Below are 15,015 nucleotides of genomic sequence, written 5' to 3'. Positions count from 1 at the left end.
ATGCACGGCGTGTCCGATACGCCCAAGCTCGAGATCCAGATGCTGCAGGACCGTGTGCTGGTGCGGCTGTCGCCGGAGGAAGGCGAGCGTCGCAGCAGCGGCGGCATCGTGATCCCGGCGACGGCCGAAGTGGCGCGCAGGCTCGCCTGGGGTGATGTACTGGGGGTCGGCAACAGTGTGCGGAACGTCAAACAAGGCGACCGCGTGCTCTTCAACCCCGAGGACCAGCTCGAGGTCGAGATCAGGGGGGAAGGGCACCTGGTCATGCGCGAGCGCGACATCCACGCCGTGGCCACGGAGCGGACCGAACACGGCACGGGGCTCTACCTGTAGTTCCCGTACCCGGGGAGGCAGGCGTTGGGTGAGGAAGATTCGGCGTTCTTCGCCGACGATCTGCTGGACGAACCCGACCTGGCGACGGAGATCTTCGGGGCGGTAGACGCTCCCCCGCCGCCGGACACCCGGCTGCGGCGGTTCCGCAAGCGGCTCGGCCGCACGTTCATGATCGTCGGCTGTCTGCTGGGTCTGTTCGTGCTGCTGTACGCGATCGACCTGATCACCAGCGCCGGTGACGTGCCGCGCGGGGTGCAGGTCGCCGGGATCGACGTCGGCGGGCTGTCCTACGCCGAGGCCGAGGCCAAGTTGCACGCCGAACTCCAGCCCCGGCTCACCCGCCCGGTGGTGGTGCACGCAGGCGACGTCACGTCGTCGCTGGTGCCCGCGCAGTCCGGCCTCGGGCTCGACTGGCACAGCACCCTCGAACAGGCCGGGCACCAGCCGTGGAGCCCGATCACGCGGGTGCTCTCGTTTTTCACCACCAGGGACGTCGGCGTCGTCACCCGCAGCGATCACCTCCAGGTAGCGCAGGCGATCCGGCAGCTCGCCCAGCAACACCTCGACCATCCGCTGGTCGAGGGCAGCATCGGCTTCGCACCGAAGGAGCCGGACGGCGTCGTCGCGTACCCGGTGGAGCCGCGGCAGGGCCAGCAGCTGGCCGACGTGCCCTCGGCCGTGCAGACCGTGGTGGACGGTTGGCTTTCGTCGCGGGGGGTCACGCTGAACATGACGATCACGCCGACGAAAGCGACGTCCGCCGGGGTGCACTCCCTGCTCGACAGCGTGGTCGTGCCTGCGGTGTCCGGTCCGATCGTGCTGCACGGCCAAGGCAGGGACGCCACGGTGCAACCGGCGGAGATCGCGGCCGCGTTCCAGTTCGTGCCGGGCGACCGCGGCAGTCTCGGACTGCGCATCGATCAGGCGAAACTCAGCCGGACCGTGGGATCGGACCTCGCGCCGACCGAGACCGAAGGCAAGGACGCGCAGATCACCTTCGACACGGGCGCGCCCGCGGTCACGCCCTCCACCGACGGGCGGAAGATCAACTGGGCCACCACGTTCAAGCCACTGGCCGCGGTGCTGGCGAAGTCCTCCGGGCGCGTGCTGCCGGTGGCCTACGACGTGAAGAAGCCGGACCTGACCACCGACGGCGCCAACGCGCTCGGCGTCAAGGAGGTCATCGGCGAGTTCACCACCGGCGGGTTGAGCGGACCGGCCGAGACGAACGTGCGCCTGCTCGCCGGCCGGATCTCCGGGGTACTCGTGAAACCGGGCGAGACGTTCAGCCTCGACGCACACCGCGGCGGTGGGTACGCCGCCGCGCCGGCGGAAGAGGACGGCAACGGACCGTCGGTACCCGGCGGCGGGTTGTCGCAACTGGCGTCCACTTTGTACAACGCAGGCTACCTTGCCGGCCTCGGCGACGGTGGACACACTGCGCAGGACCATTTCCTCGGCCGTTACCCGGCGGGCCGCGATGCCAAGGCCGTGGACGACGCGGGCAATCCGGTGGACCTGAAGATCGCCGACAACGATCCGACCGGGTTCGCGATCCAGACCAGTGTGAGCGGGGGCGCGGTGACCGTGAAGATCTGGGGCACCAGGCATTACCGCATCGAGGGCCGCAGCGGCGGGGAGTCGGACGAGGTGCCGCCGAGTGTCCAGATCGGACCCGGACCCGGCGGCACGTGCCTGCCGTCGGCGGGTTCGTCCGGGTTCAGTGTCACCGACACCCGGGTGTTCTACGACCTGGCCGCCGGCACCGAGGTCCGCGAGGAAAGCCGTGCCACCACCTACTCCCCGCGCCCGATCGTCATGTGCTGAGCCGGGCAGGGGCCTTCGACCGCCACGCGTCGGTGAGCAGCTCCCGCAGCTGTTGCGGGTCCACCAGGTCGAGGTGCACGAGGATCGCGCCGTGGCCGTCGTAATGCGGGGTGGTGAAGTAAGCCGGATCGCCGGACGCGAGCAGTGCCGCCTTCTCGTCGAGACCGCAGAACAGCATCAGCCCACCCTCGGCCTCGGTGCGCAGCCGGGCGAAACTCTTGCCTGCCACCTTGAGCGCCGGGGTGCGGTACGAGGTCGACACCTCGGTCTCGGGCAGCCGTTCGGCCAGCGCGATCACATCGTCCCAGGTCATTGTCATGGGGACCATCGTGCGCGCGCCGGGGGCGGAAAGTCTTGGCGAAACGCCGGATGCCCAGCCCGCAGTGGCCGTTCGGGTTTCGTGGTCCGAAAAGGTGCGACCAAGCAGGCCCGTCGGAAGGTGTGATCAGTCGGCTCGAGTATTCGGTCGGCCACCACGCCGGGCCGGATCTGCGCAGCGGCAGATCCGGCCGGTTGGCTGGGTTTGCGGGGCGTTAGGGCGTGCTGGTGATGCGGTCCGCCGGCGGTGGGGCGATGCCGGGGTGTGCGCCGAGGTAGGCGATGAACGCGTCCAGGTCGACCGGTCCGCCTGCCAGGTCGGTGCCCTTGGTGAACTCGGTGAATCCGTCGCCGCCCGCGGCGAGGAAGTTGTTCACCGACACCCGGTACGGCGTGGCCGGGTCGACCGGTGTGCCGTTCACCGTGATGGCCGAGACGCGCGAGCCGACCGGGGCCGCGGCCGAGTACGTGTAGTGCAGCGAGCTCGAGACCTGCAGGATCTTGGTGCCGCTCGGACCCCACTGCTGTTCCAGCACGTTCTTCAGGTCGGCGCCGGTGAGCGTGATCGTCTGCATGATGTTCGAGAACGGCTGCACGGTGAACGCCTCGCCGTAGGTCACCACGCCGTCGCCTTCGCCTGCCGACGAGGACTTGAAGGCGAGGTCCGCGCGGATGCCGCCGGGGTTGGTCATCGCGACGACTGCGTTGTTCGACTTGGTCGCCTCCAGCTGGGCATCCGCGAGCACGTCGCCGAGCGGGGACTCCCCGGACGCCGCACCTGCCGCGGGCAGGTCCGCGGTGATCGTGCCGACCTGCTTGTTCGCAATCGGCGCGGCCTTGGTCTTCGCCTCGTCGACGAGCTTCTCCACCGCCGGGTCCGGCGTGCCGTCGCGGGTGACGATGTCGTTGTGCGCCTTGGTCTGTGCCCGGATGACGTCCCGGGTGCGCGGGTCGATCTTCAGGTCGAGCACGGACAGCAGCCGTCCGAACGAAGCACCCTGCAGCACCGGACGGGGCTGGCCTGCCGGGTCGTTGAGCACGCAGTTGTACTGCTGGTGGGTGTGTGCGGTGAAGATCGCGTCGACCTTCGGGCTGACCTTCCCCGCAATGGCCGCGGCCGGACCGCCCGGCGCGACCTTGCAGTCGTCAGGGCCACCGCCGGGCACCGCTTCGTCGCCCTGGTGCAGCAGCACGACCTGGGCCTTGATGCCGAGCCCGTCGAGCAGGTTCGCGGTGCGGTCGATCGCCTCGGTCTCGTCGCCGAATTTCAGTCCCTTGACCGCGTCCGGCGCGACGACCGAAGGCAGGTCCTTCAGCGTGGCGCCGATGATGCCGATCGGCACCCCGCCGGATACCTGCACGCTGAACGGCGCCAGCGCGGGCAGTCCGTTGGTGAAGGACACATTGGACCCGAGGATCGGGAAGTGCGCTCCGCCGTAGCTCTTGTCGAACTGGCAGCCGTCGCTCGGGTGGCATCCGCCGAACTGCATCCGCTGCAGCTCCTGGTAGCCCTCGTCGAACTCGTGGTTGCCGACCGCGGAGGCCTTCACCCCCAGCCCGTTCAGGAAGTCGATGGTCGGCTCGTCGTGGAACAGCGCGGAGATCACCGGTGACGCGCCGACGTTGTCGCCGCTGGAAAGCACGATCGAGTTGCGGACCTGCGACTCGAGCTGCTTCACGTGGGTGGCGAGGTAGGCAGCGCCGCCCGCGTCCACCGTGCTGCCGTCCGCGAGCGTGATCTGCCCGCTCGAACCGGACGGCGGCTCGAGATTGCCGTGCAGGTCGTTGAGCGTGATGAGCCGGACGTCGATCGGCTGGGCCGCGGATGCGGGCGCGCTCGCGACGGCCACAGTGGCCAGCGCGGCCGCGGCGGCGACCGAGAGCCGGGTGAAGAACCTCATGTTTCCTCCGGTTTTCGCACCCGTTGTCCCCTGGAACGGGTGCCCGGCGGTGCAGTCTGCCCAAAGACCGCGAACCTCACCAGAGGAAGAAGTCGGCCGATGAGGAAATGTCATCTGCCGTTCGGCCGACCGATCGGTGCGTCCGCATCGGCCGGATGGCTGATGCCGGTGCCGGGCCGTCCGGCTCTTCGACCGAAGTGCCGGTGGGGGCGGCATCCATAACGTTTCGGGTATGACGAACGCACAGGTCACCGCCCTGCAGTACGGGCTCATCGGTTTCCTCGCCGGGTGGGTGACGATCCTCGTCCCACAGCTGGTGCTGCAGTTCGCGCGCTACGGCCGGGTGCGGCCGCGGCGCATCGCGACCACCGCGGGCTTCGTCCTGTACGCGAGCCTCGCGCTCGCCGTCGTCTTCCTGCCGCTGCCCGGCCCGAACAGCAGGCAGCTCGAACAGACCGTGCAGCTGCATCCGTTCCAGTGGATTGCTGACATCCACACCGAACTGCTCAAGCACGGGCTGTCCAGCGCGCACTGGTTCACCACGCAGACCTTCCAGCAGGCTGCGATGAACGTGCTGCTGTTCGTGCCGCTCGGCCTGTTCGCCCGGCTGTGCTGGCGCCGTGGAGTGGTCGGCGCGCTGCTGATCGGCGGCGCCGTGTCACTGGCCATCGAGATCACCCAGCTCACCGCGAACTTCGGAACTGCGCCGTTCGTCTACCGGATCTTCGACGTGGACGACCTCATCGCCAACACCTTCGGCGCCGGCCTCGGCTGGCTCGCCGCAGCGCTGCTGCTCGCCCTGCGCAGTACCTCTTCAACCGTCGACGCGCAGCCGGCCGGGCGCGAGCGGATCGACCTCGCCAAGACGCGCTAACCGGGCACGCCGCTGCAGCGCCGCCCGGCGGGCGGATCGCCGGTCCTCGACCAGCACGATGAGGGAGGCGGCAACGATGACCAGCGCCACGAGTCCGAGAACCAGCCAGAGCTGCATGATGCCTCCTCCGCTACGTCGTTGTGCGAGAGATCACACAGGCTACCCACCCCGATCACGGCCGCGCCACCCCGTGTGCGGTGCGGTTCCACTGAGCGGGCAAGACTGGTCCGTATGCCGGCCAAACCCACCAAGGCGCAGCTTGCCGCCGCATCCGCCGCGGTGCTCCCGGACGTCCTCGAACCCGACCTGGACGTGCTGTTCTGCGGGATCAATCCCGGGCTCTACTCGGGTGCGCTCGGCCTGCACTTCGCCCGGCCCGGCAACCGGTTCTGGCCGGCCCTGCATGCCGGTGGCTTCACCCCGCGGCTGCTCGACCCGAGCGAGCAGCACGAACTGCTCGGCCTGGGGCTGGGCATCACGAACGTCGTGGCACGCACGACCGCACGGGCCGACGAGCTCAGCGGTGACGAACTCCGGGCCGGTGGCCGGGCGCTGGCCGCCAAGGTGCGCGAGTACCGGCCCCGGTGGCTGGCCGTCGTCGGGATCACCGCGTACCGGACCGCCTTCGGCGAGCCGAAGGCACAGGTCGGGCGACAGGATCGGACGGTCGGGCACACGCGGGTGTGGGTACTGCCGAACCCGAGCGGCCTCAACGCGCACTGGACCGCGCCCCGGCTGGCCGAGGCGTTCGGCGAACTCCGGCGCGCGGTGACTGTCGAGTACGGAACGTAATAAGGCAATCGCCTGACAGGGGGACACCCACAGTAGCTACCCCGAACCCTTCGGGCGCTCGACTGCGCCGAATTCTCGCAGTTCGGGAGGACTTTTCTACGGAGAGTTTGCTGCAACCGTCCGATACGGCTATGAGGGGGAAACTGCGTCACAAGCCGCGCCGCTCGGAGTCGAATCAGGACAAGGTGTCGTTCCCGTTCGGTCCCGGCAGGGGGGACTGAAAGGCATGCCGAGGGGGTATGCCGGTCGCGGGAGCGGCCTGGAGGACGGAGAACCCCGAGATGCGTGGTATCGAGCCACACCGAACGCCCATCGCACCGGGACAGCCGGCAGGCGGCCGCAGCCTGGGGGTCGCAGTGGTCGATCCGATTCCGATCTTCCGCGAGGGGGTCGCGTCGATGGTGCACCGCACGCTCGGTCTGCACTGGTCGGGACAGGCGGCCAGTCACCACGCGGCCATGCAGTTGTGCGAACAGGCGCGGCCGGACGTGGTGATCCTCGATTCGGCACTCGATCCGAACTGCCACCTCGTGAAGCTGCTCAACGGCGGCGATCCGGCGCTGGTGCTCGTGGTGCTGGTCCGTGACGTCAGCCGTACCCAGCAGTACCTGGCGATGGCGATCGGCGCGGGTGCGCACGCGATCGTGCCGCGGGCGGTGGACTCCCGGCGGCTGTCCGAGGCGCTGCGCCGCGCGCACACCGACCGGCGCTACATCGACCCGGCGCTGTCCGCGCTGACCGCACGTCCGAAGCGGCAGTCGGCAGCGAGAGCGGCCCCAGGTGACGGGCCGCTCGGACAGCCCAAGGGTGCGATGCCGCTGTCCCGCCGTGAATACCAGGTCCTGCAGCTCGTGGCCGAAGGGCTGGAGAACTCGGCGATCGCCAAACTGCTCTTCCTCTCCGTGGAAACCGTGCGCACCCACGTGAAGAGCATTCTCCGCAAGCTCTCCGCCCGCGATCGGACACACGCAGTGACCATTGCCTTCCGTGGCGGCATCCTGGTCGCCCAGCTCGACGACCACGCCGCCGTGCTGCCTGCGCAGAACGCCGTGGCGCGCAGCACCCGCTGATCTCGATCTCCTGGTCGAGCCCCGCTTTTCGGCGAAATTCACCACACTGGAACTGTGCTTGTGCTTGCTCTGGTTACTCGTAGGTAATACCCTGATGTTACCGGCGAGTAAGGGAAGCTGTGCCCGGCCGGAAAGCCGAACACGACACGGAGTGACGACATGGGCCACTACAAGAGCAACGTCCGAGACCTGGAGTTCAACCTCTTCGAGGTGCTCGGCGTACAGGAACGCCTCGGCAAGGGCGTGCTCGCCGAGTCGGACGAAGAGACCGCCCGCGGGGTGCTGGCCGAGCTGAACAAGCTCGCCACCGGCCCGCTGGCCGAGTCCTACGCCGACGCGGACCGGAACCCGCCGGTCTACGACCCGAAGACGTTCAGCGTCACCATCCCCGAGTCGTTCAAGAAGAGCTACCGGCAGCTGCTCGACGGTGAGTGGTGGCGTCTCGGCCTCACCAACGACCTCGGCGGCTTCGGTCTCCCCCCGACGGTGCAGTGGGCCGCTTCCGAGCTGATCCTCGGTGCGAACGCCCCGTTGTTCATGTACCTCGCGGGTCCCAACTTCGCGATGATCGTGAACAAGAACGGCACCGAAGAGCAGAAGCGCTGGGCGCAGATCATGATCGATCGCGCATGGGGCGCGACGATGGTGCTCACCGAGCCGGACGCGGGATCCGATGTCGGCGCGGGTCGCACCAAGGCCGTCAAACAGGAGGACGGCTCCTGGCACATCGACGGCGTGAAGCGGTTCATCACCTCCGCCGAGCACGACATGAGCGAAAACATCATGCACCTCGTGCTGGCGCGTCCGGAGGGTCCCGGGATCGAGACCAAGCCCGGTACCAAGGGCCTGTCGCTGTTCCTCGTGCCGAAGTACCACTTCGACTCCGAAACCGGTGAGCCCGGCGAGCGCAACGGTGCCTTCGTCACGAACGTCGAGCACAAGATGGGCATCAAGGCGTCCACCACCTGCGAGCTGACCTTCGGCCAGCACGGCACGCCGGCCAAGGGCTGGCTGCTCGGCGAGGTGCACAACGGCATCGCGCAGATGTTCCAGGTCATCGAGTACGCGCGGATGATGGTCGGCACCAAGGCGATCGCCACGCTCTCCACCGGCTACCTGAACGCGCTGGAGTACGCCAAGGAGCGCGTGCAGGGCGCCGACCTGCCGAACATGCTCAACAAGACCGCGCCGCGCGTCACCATCACGCACCACCCGGACGTGCGCCGTTCGCTGATGCTGCAGAAGGCGTACGCGGAGGGGCTGCGTGCGGTCTACCTGTACACCGCGTCGTTCCAGGACCAGCTGTGGACGGGCGAGGGTGACGAGGCTTCGCTGAAGCTCGCGCACGGCGTCAACGACCTGCTGCTGCCCATCGTGAAGGGCGTCGGTTCGGAGCGGGCGACCGAGCAGCTGGTGCAGTCGTTGCAGACCCTGGGCGGCTCGGGCTTCCTGCAGGACTACCCCATCGAGCAGTACATCCGCGACGCGAAGATCGACTCGCTGTACGAGGGCACCACCGCGATCCAGTCGCTGGACTTCTTCTTCCGCAAGATTGTCCGGGACAAGGGCCAGGCGCTCTCGTTCGTCGCAGGGGAGATCACGAAGTTCGTCGAGTCGGACGAGGGCAACGGCAGGCTCAAGAACGAGCGCGCGTTGCTCAAGCAGGCGCTCGAGGACACCCAGAGCATGCTGGGCGCGTTGATCGGTTACCTCACCGCGTCGCAGGAGGATCCGCAGAACATCAACAAGGCGGGCCAGCACACCGTGCGGCTGCTGCTGTCGGTGGGTGACCTGCTGATCGGCTGGCAGCTGCTCAAGCAGGCAGGCATCGCCACCGCCAAGCTGGACAGCGGTGCCTCGGCGAAGGACAAGCCGTTCTACGAGGGCAAGCTCGCGGTGGCGTCGTTCTTCGCCAAGACGGTGCTGCCCGAGCTGACCGCTCGCCGGGCGATCGTGGAAGCCGCGGACAACGCCCTGATGGAGGTCGACGAAGCGGCCTTCTGACCGGTTTCTCTTTCCGACGGCGGATTCGGCGGGGTCGTCCCGGCCGGGTCCGCCGTCGGTTTTTCGTCAGTGGCCGGCCCCGATGGATGCGGCGATACCGCCGAGCGCGACGTCGACGGCCGCGTCCAGCTCCGCCGTGAACGCACCCGGCCGCGGATCCGGATCACGCATCCAGCGCCACAGCGCTCCCAGGTAGACGTCGTAGAGAAGTTCGCCTGCGACGGTGAGCCTGCTTTCCCCGCCGGTGCCCGGCAGATCGGCGTCGCCGAGCCAGGCGGCGAGCTCCTCGCTCATCGGTGACGGGTGCAGCACCGGACCGCAGGCGCGCAGGTAGCCGAACAGCATCTCGCGGGTCTCGGTCGGCCGGTCCTCGGTGATCGAGGCCAGTTCGCCGAAGTAGGCGCGCAAGCGTTCGAGCACGTCGCCTCGCGGGCTCGCGGCCTTCGCGGCGTCGGCGGCCAGCGCGCGCCTGCGCCGGGCCCACTCGAGCGTGATATCGCTCTTTGTCGGGAAGTGGTTGAACGACGTGCGCCTGGACGTACCGGCCCGTGCCGCGATTTCGTCGATCGTCGTCGTCTCGTAGCCGCGTTCGGTGATCAGTGCGACGGCCGCCTCGTACAGCCGTTCGCGGGTCGCCAGCCGCCGCCGGGTCTGCCCGTCGACCGTCTCCGCCGTCACCATCCGCACTGCCCCTCTCGTCCTCTGGACAGTCTTGCATTGGAGTGCAAAAGTGGGGGGCGGCACTTTTTGCACCCCAGTGCACAATCGGATCTCAAAGGAGCGATCCCGAGATGAGTTCCCGTTCGCCCGGCGCCCTCGCCGGCTCTGCCGAACTTGACCCGTTCCGGCTCGAGCACGTGGCCGATCCGTATCCGGTCTACGCGCGGCTGCGCGAACTGGGGCCGGTCGTGCACCTGCCGGAGCGGGATCTGTGGGTGGTGACCCGCTACGAATCGGTGTCCGCGGTGCTGCGTGACCACCGCCGGTTCTTGTCCGGTCTGGGGTCGAGCTACGAGCGCGTCGCGGAGACCGGGTTCCGTGCCCCGTTCATCGACAACGATCCGCCGGAGCACACCCGGATCCGGCGGTCGGTGCAGCCGCGGTTCCAGCGCGGCCCGGTCGAGCAGCTTCGGCCGGGTATCCGCGCGGCGACCGAACATCTCGTCGAGGCCGCGGTGGCCGAGGGTGAGGTCGACGTCGTGCCTGCGCTGTCCCAGCCCCTGCCGGACCTGGCGATCCGGCAGCTCACCGGAATCACCCCGCCGGACACGGCCACCATCACCGAATGGGCGGATTCGGTGATGCACATGATCGGGCCGGACGCGGATCCGGTGCACGCCGCGCGGGTCATGGCGTCCTTCGAATGGCTGGCGGGCCCCGGAGCGGCCGGGATGCCCGCGCACTGCCTCGGCAGGCTGATCACCGAGCAGGGCGGCGAGACCGGGTTGTTGCACGAGGGCCAGGAGCGGCTGCTCACCCTCGGCTCGATCTGGCTGGCCGGGATCGACTCGACCAACAGCCTGCTGGCCAACGCAATCCACGCGTTCGCGCTGTTCCCGGACGTGTGGGACGCGGTGCGCGCCGATCCGGGCCTGATCGGAAACGCCGTCGAGGAGGTGCTGCGCTGGGACTCACCGTTCAAGCAGTTCTTCCGCCGCACCTGCACCGAGGTCGAGATCGGCGGCGTGGCACTCCCCGCGGACGCCGACGTCTGTGCGATCCTGCCTGCCGCCAATCGGGATCCGCAGCGGTTCGCCGATCCGGACACCCTCGACGTCACCCGTCCCGACGCACGCCACCACGTCGCGTTCGGTGCATCCATCCACCTCTGCATCGGGGCGCCGGTCGCCCGGCTGGAGGGGGTGGAGCTGCTGACCGCGCTCGCCGCGCGGGTCCGCCGGTTCGAGATCGCCGGGCCGCCGGTGCGCAACCCGAACCGGGAGATCCGGAATTTCACCTCGTTGCCGATTCGACTGATCAAGGACCAGATGTGACCACCGCACCGCTGTATCGCAAAGGCCTGCACGATCTCGGCGACGGCTGCCACGCGTGGCTGCTGCCCGACGGGAGCTGGGGCTGGAGCAACTCCGGGCTGATCACCGGCTCCGGCACCTCGCTGATGATCGACACTCTGTTCGACCTCGCGCTCACCCGCGAGATGCTCGAGGGCATCCGCCCGGTCACCGACCGGCATCCGCTCGGTACGCTCGTCAACACCCATTCCGACGGCGACCACGTGTTCGGCAACCAGCTGCTCGCCGAACGCGGCGTCGAGATCGTCGCCTCGGAGGCCGCCGCGGCACTGATGACCCAGGACCAGGTCACCGCGCTCGCCTCGGTGAAGGAGCGGGACGGCGCGCTCGGCGAGTTCACCCGGCACATCTTCGGTCCCTTCGACTTTTCCGGGATCGTGTCCACCGGACCGGACCGGACCTTCGCCGGCGAGGAGAGCCTCGACGTCGGCGGGCGGGAGGTCCGGCTGATCCAGGTCGGCCCGGCGCACACCCCCGGCGACACGCTCGTGCACGTCCCGGACGCCAAGCTGCTCTACGCGGGCGACATCCTGTTCGTCGGCGGCACCCCGGTGGTCTGGGCAGGCCCCACGTCACGCTGGATCGCCGCGTGTGACCTGATCCTGGACATGGACGTCACGACCATCGTGCCCGGCCACGGTCCGGTCACCGACAAGAGCGGTGTCGGTCCGGTCCGGGACTACCTGAGCTTCGTCCAGCAGGAGGCGACCAAGCGCTACCAGGACGGGCTCGACGTCCAGCGTGCCGTCGAGTCCATCGACCTCGGCCGGTACGCGAAGCTGCCCGAACACGGCCGGCTCGCGCAGAACGTGCTCAACGTCTACCAGGAGCTCGACCCGACGGTGCCCCGCCCGCCGCGGTTCGACGTGCTGGGCCGGATCGGCGCACTCGAGGGGTTCACCGACGCGCTCGCGGACGAAGGGGGCCGCTGAGACCGCGTGTCCCGCCGCCACTGCCCGCGAAGTGGCAGTCTGGGCGGACCTTCCTTGCCGATGGCTCGAGAGCGGGTGGTGGAGATGGAGATCCGGCAGATCCAGTACTTCACGGCGATCGTTCGCGAGGGCAGTTTCAGCGCGGCGGCACGCAGGCTGCACATCGGTCAGCCTGCGCTGAGCAAGCAAATTCAGGCACTGGAACGGGAATTGGGCGTCGATCTCCTGATCAGGGCGCCGGAAGGGGTCCGGCCGACGGCCTCGGGTGCTCGTCTCGACGAGATGTCGCGCACCCTGCTCGGCTACCTGGACGACATCAGGTCGGAGGTCCGCGGCAGCGCCGCATCGCTGTCCGGAACTGTCACGCTCGGTCTCTCGCCGTCGTTGATTCCCGCGCTGGCCGGATATCTGGAAGAAAGACTTGCCGCGGACCATCCCGGGGTGCGGATCCGGATCGTCGAAGCACTGCCCATGTTCCTCGCGGAATGGCTGGAAGGCGGACGGCTGGACCTCGGCGTGTTCACCCGCGCGGATTACCGGACCACCCGCATTTCCTTCACCGACGTCGGATCCGACGAAATGCTGCTGGTCGCCGCGGGCGAACTGCTCTCCGGCGTGGGCGGACCCGCCACCCCGGACACGCTCCGGTCGCTGCGGCTCGCGTTGACCCCGGGGTTTCGCGAGGTTCTGCGCACCAGCCTGGACCTGGATCGCATGACCGACGGCATCGGTTCCGGGATCGACTCCCTGCACCTGGTCCGGGATCTCGTCGTGCGCGGCGAATACTGTTCGGTGCTGCCCTACACGTTCGTCCGGGACGACCTGGACAGCGGCGTCCTCACCGCAATCGGGTTCGCGCCCGTGCTGAAACGGGAACTCGTGGCGGTCACCCGTGCCGGACGGCACCCTTCGCCGGCTGCCGAGGCCGTCACCGAGATGGTCCGGATCCGGTTGGGTGAGCTCGCCGCCGATCGCAGGGCGGCGTCTGCGGCCGTTCAGCTCGCGTCGTCGGCCAGCACAATCTCCATCGACTCCTCCCAGGAAAGGGAAACGAGTTCTGGCCGGAACTCGGCGTAGATCGCGAGGATGCTCTGGAACGCGCGGGAGGCATGCGGCCAGAGGCGGTACTCGCCGGGGTCGAAGCGGCGGTACGCCTGTTCCGGCGGAACCCCGGCGGCCACGCACCGGGTCGTGTGCTCCAGCAGGTGGACCAGGTAGTTGCGGGTCTCGCGGACGCCGTCCGCGGTGGCCACCGGTCCGTGGCCGGGCACCACGACCGCGGGTTCGAGTGCGAGCACGGCGTCGCAGGCCGCGACGTAGTTCGACACCGGTCCGGCCCATACGATGGGCGTCGCCCGGTGGAACAGGATGTCGCCGCTGAACACGACGTTCGCGTCCGGCACGTGCACGATCGCGTCACCGAGGGTGTGCGCGGGCCCGACCTCGTGCAGCGTGACCGCGCCGTCGGCCAGCTTGAGCGTGCCGTCGAATGTTTCGGCCGGGAACACCGGACGCCAGCACTCGTAGTCGAAGATTTCCGCGCGCCAATGGGACCACCGCTGCAGTGCGGTTCCCGCCCGGCCGACCTCGGCCAGCCGGCGAGGGTCGATCGGCAGCGTCCGCATGGCGTTCGCCGCCGCCGTGGTCGCGATGATCCGGGCGTCCTCGAAGAACATGTTCCCGAACCAGTGATCGCCGTCGTTGTGTGTGTTGACCACCGTGGTGATCGCATCTTCTCCGCCGATTTCCACGGCAGCGCCGCGCAGGTCGCGAGCACGTCCCACGTCATTCTGGGTGTCGATGACGAGCAGTTCGGCACCGATTTTCACCAGGCCCGAATTGCTCAGCCCCCAGCTGCCGGGCGGTTCGAACCACGCCCAACAGCCCTCCGCCACCTCGTGCAGCCCTCGTGAATATTGCACTGCCATTCAGGTCTCCGTCCGTGCTCTTTCTCGTGTTCGCGCTGTCATTCGCCGTGCCCCGCGCTTGGGTAGGCGACGATCTTCGAGGTGATTTCGCCGAGCACGTCGACCGAAATCGTCACCGTGTCCCCGGGTCGCAGCGGCGGATGCGCGTCCCAGCCCTTGCGTCCCCACAGCTCGGCGAGGCAGCCACCACCGCACGTGCCGGAGCCGAGCACGTCGCCGGGGCGCACCTGCGTGCCGCGACTCGCGTACTCGATCATTTCGGCGTACGAGAAATGCATGGCATCCCAGCGATCGGTGCCGATCACTGCATCGTTGACCGCGGCCGTCATCCCGAGGTCGAATGCCGTGCCCGAGCGGTGCGGGGCGAGTTCGTCGGCGGTGACGAGCACCGGCCCGAGGGTGAGTGAAGTGTCTTTTCCCTTGGCAGGCCCCAACCGGACCGCCATTTCCGCGAACTGCAGATCGCGCGCCGACCAGTCGTTGAGCAGGCAATACCCGACGATGTGCCGCTCGGCTTCGGACGCGGGCACGTCCCGTCCGCCGAGCCCGATGACCGCGGCGACCTCCAGTTCGAAGTCGAACAGGGTGCACCCCGGCGGAACCGGAACGTCGTCGTGCGGCCCGAGTACCGCATACGGGTTGGTGAAGTAGAACGCCGGGGCATCGAACCAGCGCGGCGGAATCCCGGCGTTGCCACCGGCGAGCCCGAGGGTGCCTTCGACATGCTGTTGGAAGGTCATGAAGTCGCGCACCGTGGGTGGATCGGGGATCGGCGCACGCAGCGGTGCTCCGGCGAGCGCCACGACGTCGTGTGGATCGCGCAGCGCTCGTTCGCCGGCCTGGTGCAGGCGTTCCCCGTCGTCCCCCAGCAGCCCGCGCAGGGTCACTCCGGGGGCGAGGGCGTGGATCTGCTCTCCGCTGAGCACTCCGACCCGGTCAGCGGGGCCGTCGGAGTAGGTGACAAAACGCATCGTTCGGGAACTTCCTTCGGATCGGGGCGCCG

Annotated in this window: 15 protein-coding genes; 9 read left to right on the top strand and 6 right to left on the bottom strand. The window is 68.7% G+C overall.

Features of this window, described 5'->3' with window-relative positions; translation table 11 throughout:
* Both ABD793_RS08020 and ABD793_RS08015 read left to right on the top strand, forming a co-directional pair.
* Positions 1 to 333 (top strand): GroES family chaperonin, encoded by a 333-nt coding sequence (locus tag ABD793_RS08020; RefSeq protein ID WP_344857067.1) that lies wholly within the window; start codon positions 1 to 3, stop codon positions 331 to 333.
* Between the two features lie 24 nt (positions 334 to 357).
* Positions 358 to 2,160 (top strand): VanW family protein, encoded by a 1,803-nt coding sequence (locus ABD793_RS08015; RefSeq protein ID WP_344857064.1) that lies wholly within the window; start codon positions 358 to 360, stop codon positions 2,158 to 2,160.
* On the opposite strand, the gene ABD793_RS08010 is transcribed toward ABD793_RS08015, so the two are convergent.
* Both ABD793_RS08010 and ABD793_RS08005 read right to left on the bottom strand, forming a co-directional pair.
* Positions 2,150 to 2,488, bottom strand: a complete 339-nt coding sequence (locus ABD793_RS08010) for an MmcQ/YjbR family DNA-binding protein (RefSeq protein ID WP_425548670.1) — start codon at positions 2,486 to 2,488, stop codon at positions 2,150 to 2,152. The genes ABD793_RS08015 and ABD793_RS08010 overlap by 11 nt on opposite strands.
* Before the next feature lie 205 nt (positions 2,489 to 2,693).
* Positions 2,694 to 4,379 carry a bifunctional metallophosphatase/5'-nucleotidase gene (locus tag ABD793_RS08005; RefSeq protein WP_344857056.1) on the bottom strand — a complete coding sequence of 562 codons (1,686 nt, stop codon included), beginning with the start codon at positions 4,377 to 4,379 and terminating at the stop codon, positions 2,694 to 2,696.
* Positions 4,380 to 4,611: 232 nt separating this feature from the next.
* Between ABD793_RS08005 and ABD793_RS08000 the strand changes: the two genes are divergently transcribed.
* Positions 4,612 to 5,253 (top strand): VanZ family protein, encoded by a 642-nt coding sequence (locus ABD793_RS08000; protein WP_344857053.1) that lies wholly within the window; start codon positions 4,612 to 4,614, stop codon positions 5,251 to 5,253.
* Here the strand turns inward: ABD793_RS08000 and ABD793_RS07995 are convergent.
* On the bottom strand, positions 5,194 to 5,370 hold the full coding sequence (locus ABD793_RS07995; protein ID WP_344857049.1) for a hypothetical protein: 177 nt from the start codon (positions 5,368 to 5,370) through the stop codon (positions 5,194 to 5,196). The genes ABD793_RS08000 and ABD793_RS07995 overlap by 60 nt on opposite strands.
* A 114-nt stretch (positions 5,371 to 5,484) precedes the next feature.
* Here ABD793_RS07995 and mug point away from each other — a divergent pair, with 114 nt between their 5' ends.
* The 3 genes from mug to ABD793_RS07980 all read left to right on the top strand — a co-directional run bounded on the left by mug (position 5,485) and on the right by ABD793_RS07980 (position 9,119).
* Positions 5,485 to 6,045, top strand: a complete 561-nt coding sequence (gene mug / locus ABD793_RS07990) for a G/U mismatch-specific DNA glycosylase (RefSeq protein ID WP_344857045.1) — start codon at positions 5,485 to 5,487, stop codon at positions 6,043 to 6,045.
* Between the two features lie 281 nt (positions 6,046 to 6,326).
* Positions 6,327 to 7,115: a response regulator transcription factor gene (locus ABD793_RS07985; RefSeq protein ID WP_344857043.1), complete on the top strand. Its 789-nt coding sequence runs from the start codon at positions 6,327 to 6,329 to the stop codon at positions 7,113 to 7,115.
* Positions 7,116 to 7,274: 159 nt separating this feature from the next.
* Entirely contained in the window at positions 7,275 to 9,119 is a 1,845-nt protein-coding gene (locus ABD793_RS07980; protein WP_344857041.1) for an acyl-CoA dehydrogenase, read from the top strand.
* Positions 9,120 to 9,185: 66 nt separating this feature from the next.
* Here the strand turns inward: ABD793_RS07980 and ABD793_RS07975 are convergent, their stop codons facing one another.
* Positions 9,186 to 9,800, bottom strand: a complete 615-nt coding sequence (locus ABD793_RS07975) for a TetR/AcrR family transcriptional regulator (RefSeq protein WP_344858061.1) — start codon at positions 9,798 to 9,800, stop codon at positions 9,186 to 9,188.
* A 110-nt stretch (positions 9,801 to 9,910) separates the two neighbouring features.
* Between ABD793_RS07975 and ABD793_RS07970 the strand changes: the two genes are divergently transcribed.
* The 3 genes from ABD793_RS07970 to ABD793_RS07960 are packed head-to-tail and all read left to right on the top strand — an operon-like array spanning position 9,911 to position 13,161.
* Positions 9,911 to 11,113: a cytochrome P450 gene (locus tag ABD793_RS07970; RefSeq protein ID WP_344857039.1), complete on the top strand. Its 1,203-nt coding sequence runs from the start codon at positions 9,911 to 9,913 to the stop codon at positions 11,111 to 11,113.
* A complete protein-coding gene (locus ABD793_RS07965; RefSeq protein WP_344857037.1) occupies positions 11,110 to 12,084 on the top strand; it encodes an MBL fold metallo-hydrolase in 975 nt (324 codons plus the stop codon). Before ABD793_RS07970 ends, ABD793_RS07965 begins: the two co-directional genes overlap by 4 nt.
* 60 nt (positions 12,085 to 12,144) lie before the next feature.
* On the top strand, positions 12,145 to 13,161 hold the full coding sequence (locus tag ABD793_RS07960; protein WP_344857035.1) for a LysR family transcriptional regulator: 1,017 nt from the start codon (positions 12,145 to 12,147) through the stop codon (positions 13,159 to 13,161).
* Here ABD793_RS07960 and ABD793_RS07955 read toward each other — a convergent pair.
* Together ABD793_RS07955 and ABD793_RS07950 are read right to left on the bottom strand one after the other, a co-directional pair.
* Positions 13,080 to 14,012, bottom strand: a complete 933-nt coding sequence (locus ABD793_RS07955; protein ID WP_344857033.1) for an MBL fold metallo-hydrolase — start codon at positions 14,010 to 14,012, stop codon at positions 13,080 to 13,082. The two genes, ABD793_RS07960 and ABD793_RS07955, sit on opposite strands and share 82 nt — an antisense overlap.
* 38 nt (positions 14,013 to 14,050) lie before the next feature.
* A complete protein-coding gene (locus tag ABD793_RS07950; RefSeq protein WP_344857031.1) occupies positions 14,051 to 14,983 on the bottom strand; it encodes a fumarylacetoacetate hydrolase family protein in 933 nt (310 codons plus the stop codon).
* Positions 14,984 to 15,015 lie beyond the last annotated feature (32 nt).

Origin of the sequence: Amycolatopsis ultiminotia (genome assembly GCF_039536925.1) — a bacterium.
Lineage (GTDB): Bacteria > Actinomycetota > Actinomycetes > Mycobacteriales > Pseudonocardiaceae > Amycolatopsis > Amycolatopsis ultiminotia.
This window is presented reverse-complemented; position numbering and strand designations above follow the sequence as displayed.

Excerpts from the sequence above, each read along its gene's own strand:
- ABD793_RS08020 (WP_344857067.1), top strand. The coding sequence starts at position 1 with ATGCACGGCGTGTCCGATACGCCCAAGCTCGAGATCCAGATGCTGCAG.
- ABD793_RS08010 (WP_425548670.1), bottom strand. The coding sequence starts at position 2,488 with ATGGTCCCCATGACAATGACCTGGGACGATGTGATCGCGCTGGCCGAA.
- ABD793_RS08005 (WP_344857056.1), bottom strand. The coding sequence starts at position 4,379 with ATGAGGTTCTTCACCCGGCTCTCGGTCGCCGCCGCGGCCGCGCTGGCC.
- ABD793_RS08000 (WP_344857053.1), top strand. The coding sequence starts at position 4,612 with ATGACGAACGCACAGGTCACCGCCCTGCAGTACGGGCTCATCGGTTTC.
- ABD793_RS07995 (WP_344857049.1), bottom strand. The coding sequence starts at position 5,370 with ATGCAGCTCTGGCTGGTTCTCGGACTCGTGGCGCTGGTCATCGTTGCC.
- mug (WP_344857045.1), top strand. The coding sequence starts at position 5,485 with ATGCCGGCCAAACCCACCAAGGCGCAGCTTGCCGCCGCATCCGCCGCG.
- ABD793_RS07985 (WP_344857043.1), top strand. The coding sequence starts at position 6,327 with ATGCGTGGTATCGAGCCACACCGAACGCCCATCGCACCGGGACAGCCG.
- ABD793_RS07980 (WP_344857041.1), top strand. The coding sequence starts at position 7,275 with ATGGGCCACTACAAGAGCAACGTCCGAGACCTGGAGTTCAACCTCTTC.
- ABD793_RS07975 (WP_344858061.1), bottom strand. The coding sequence starts at position 9,800 with ATGGTGACGGCGGAGACGGTCGACGGGCAGACCCGGCGGCGGCTGGCG.
- ABD793_RS07970 (WP_344857039.1), top strand. The coding sequence starts at position 9,911 with ATGAGTTCCCGTTCGCCCGGCGCCCTCGCCGGCTCTGCCGAACTTGAC.
- ABD793_RS07960 (WP_344857035.1), top strand. The coding sequence starts at position 12,145 with ATGGCTCGAGAGCGGGTGGTGGAGATGGAGATCCGGCAGATCCAGTAC.
- ABD793_RS07955 (WP_344857033.1), bottom strand. The coding sequence starts at position 14,012 with ATGGCAGTGCAATATTCACGAGGGCTGCACGAGGTGGCGGAGGGCTGT.
- ABD793_RS07950 (WP_344857031.1), bottom strand. The coding sequence starts at position 14,983 with ATGCGTTTTGTCACCTACTCCGACGGCCCCGCTGACCGGGTCGGAGTG.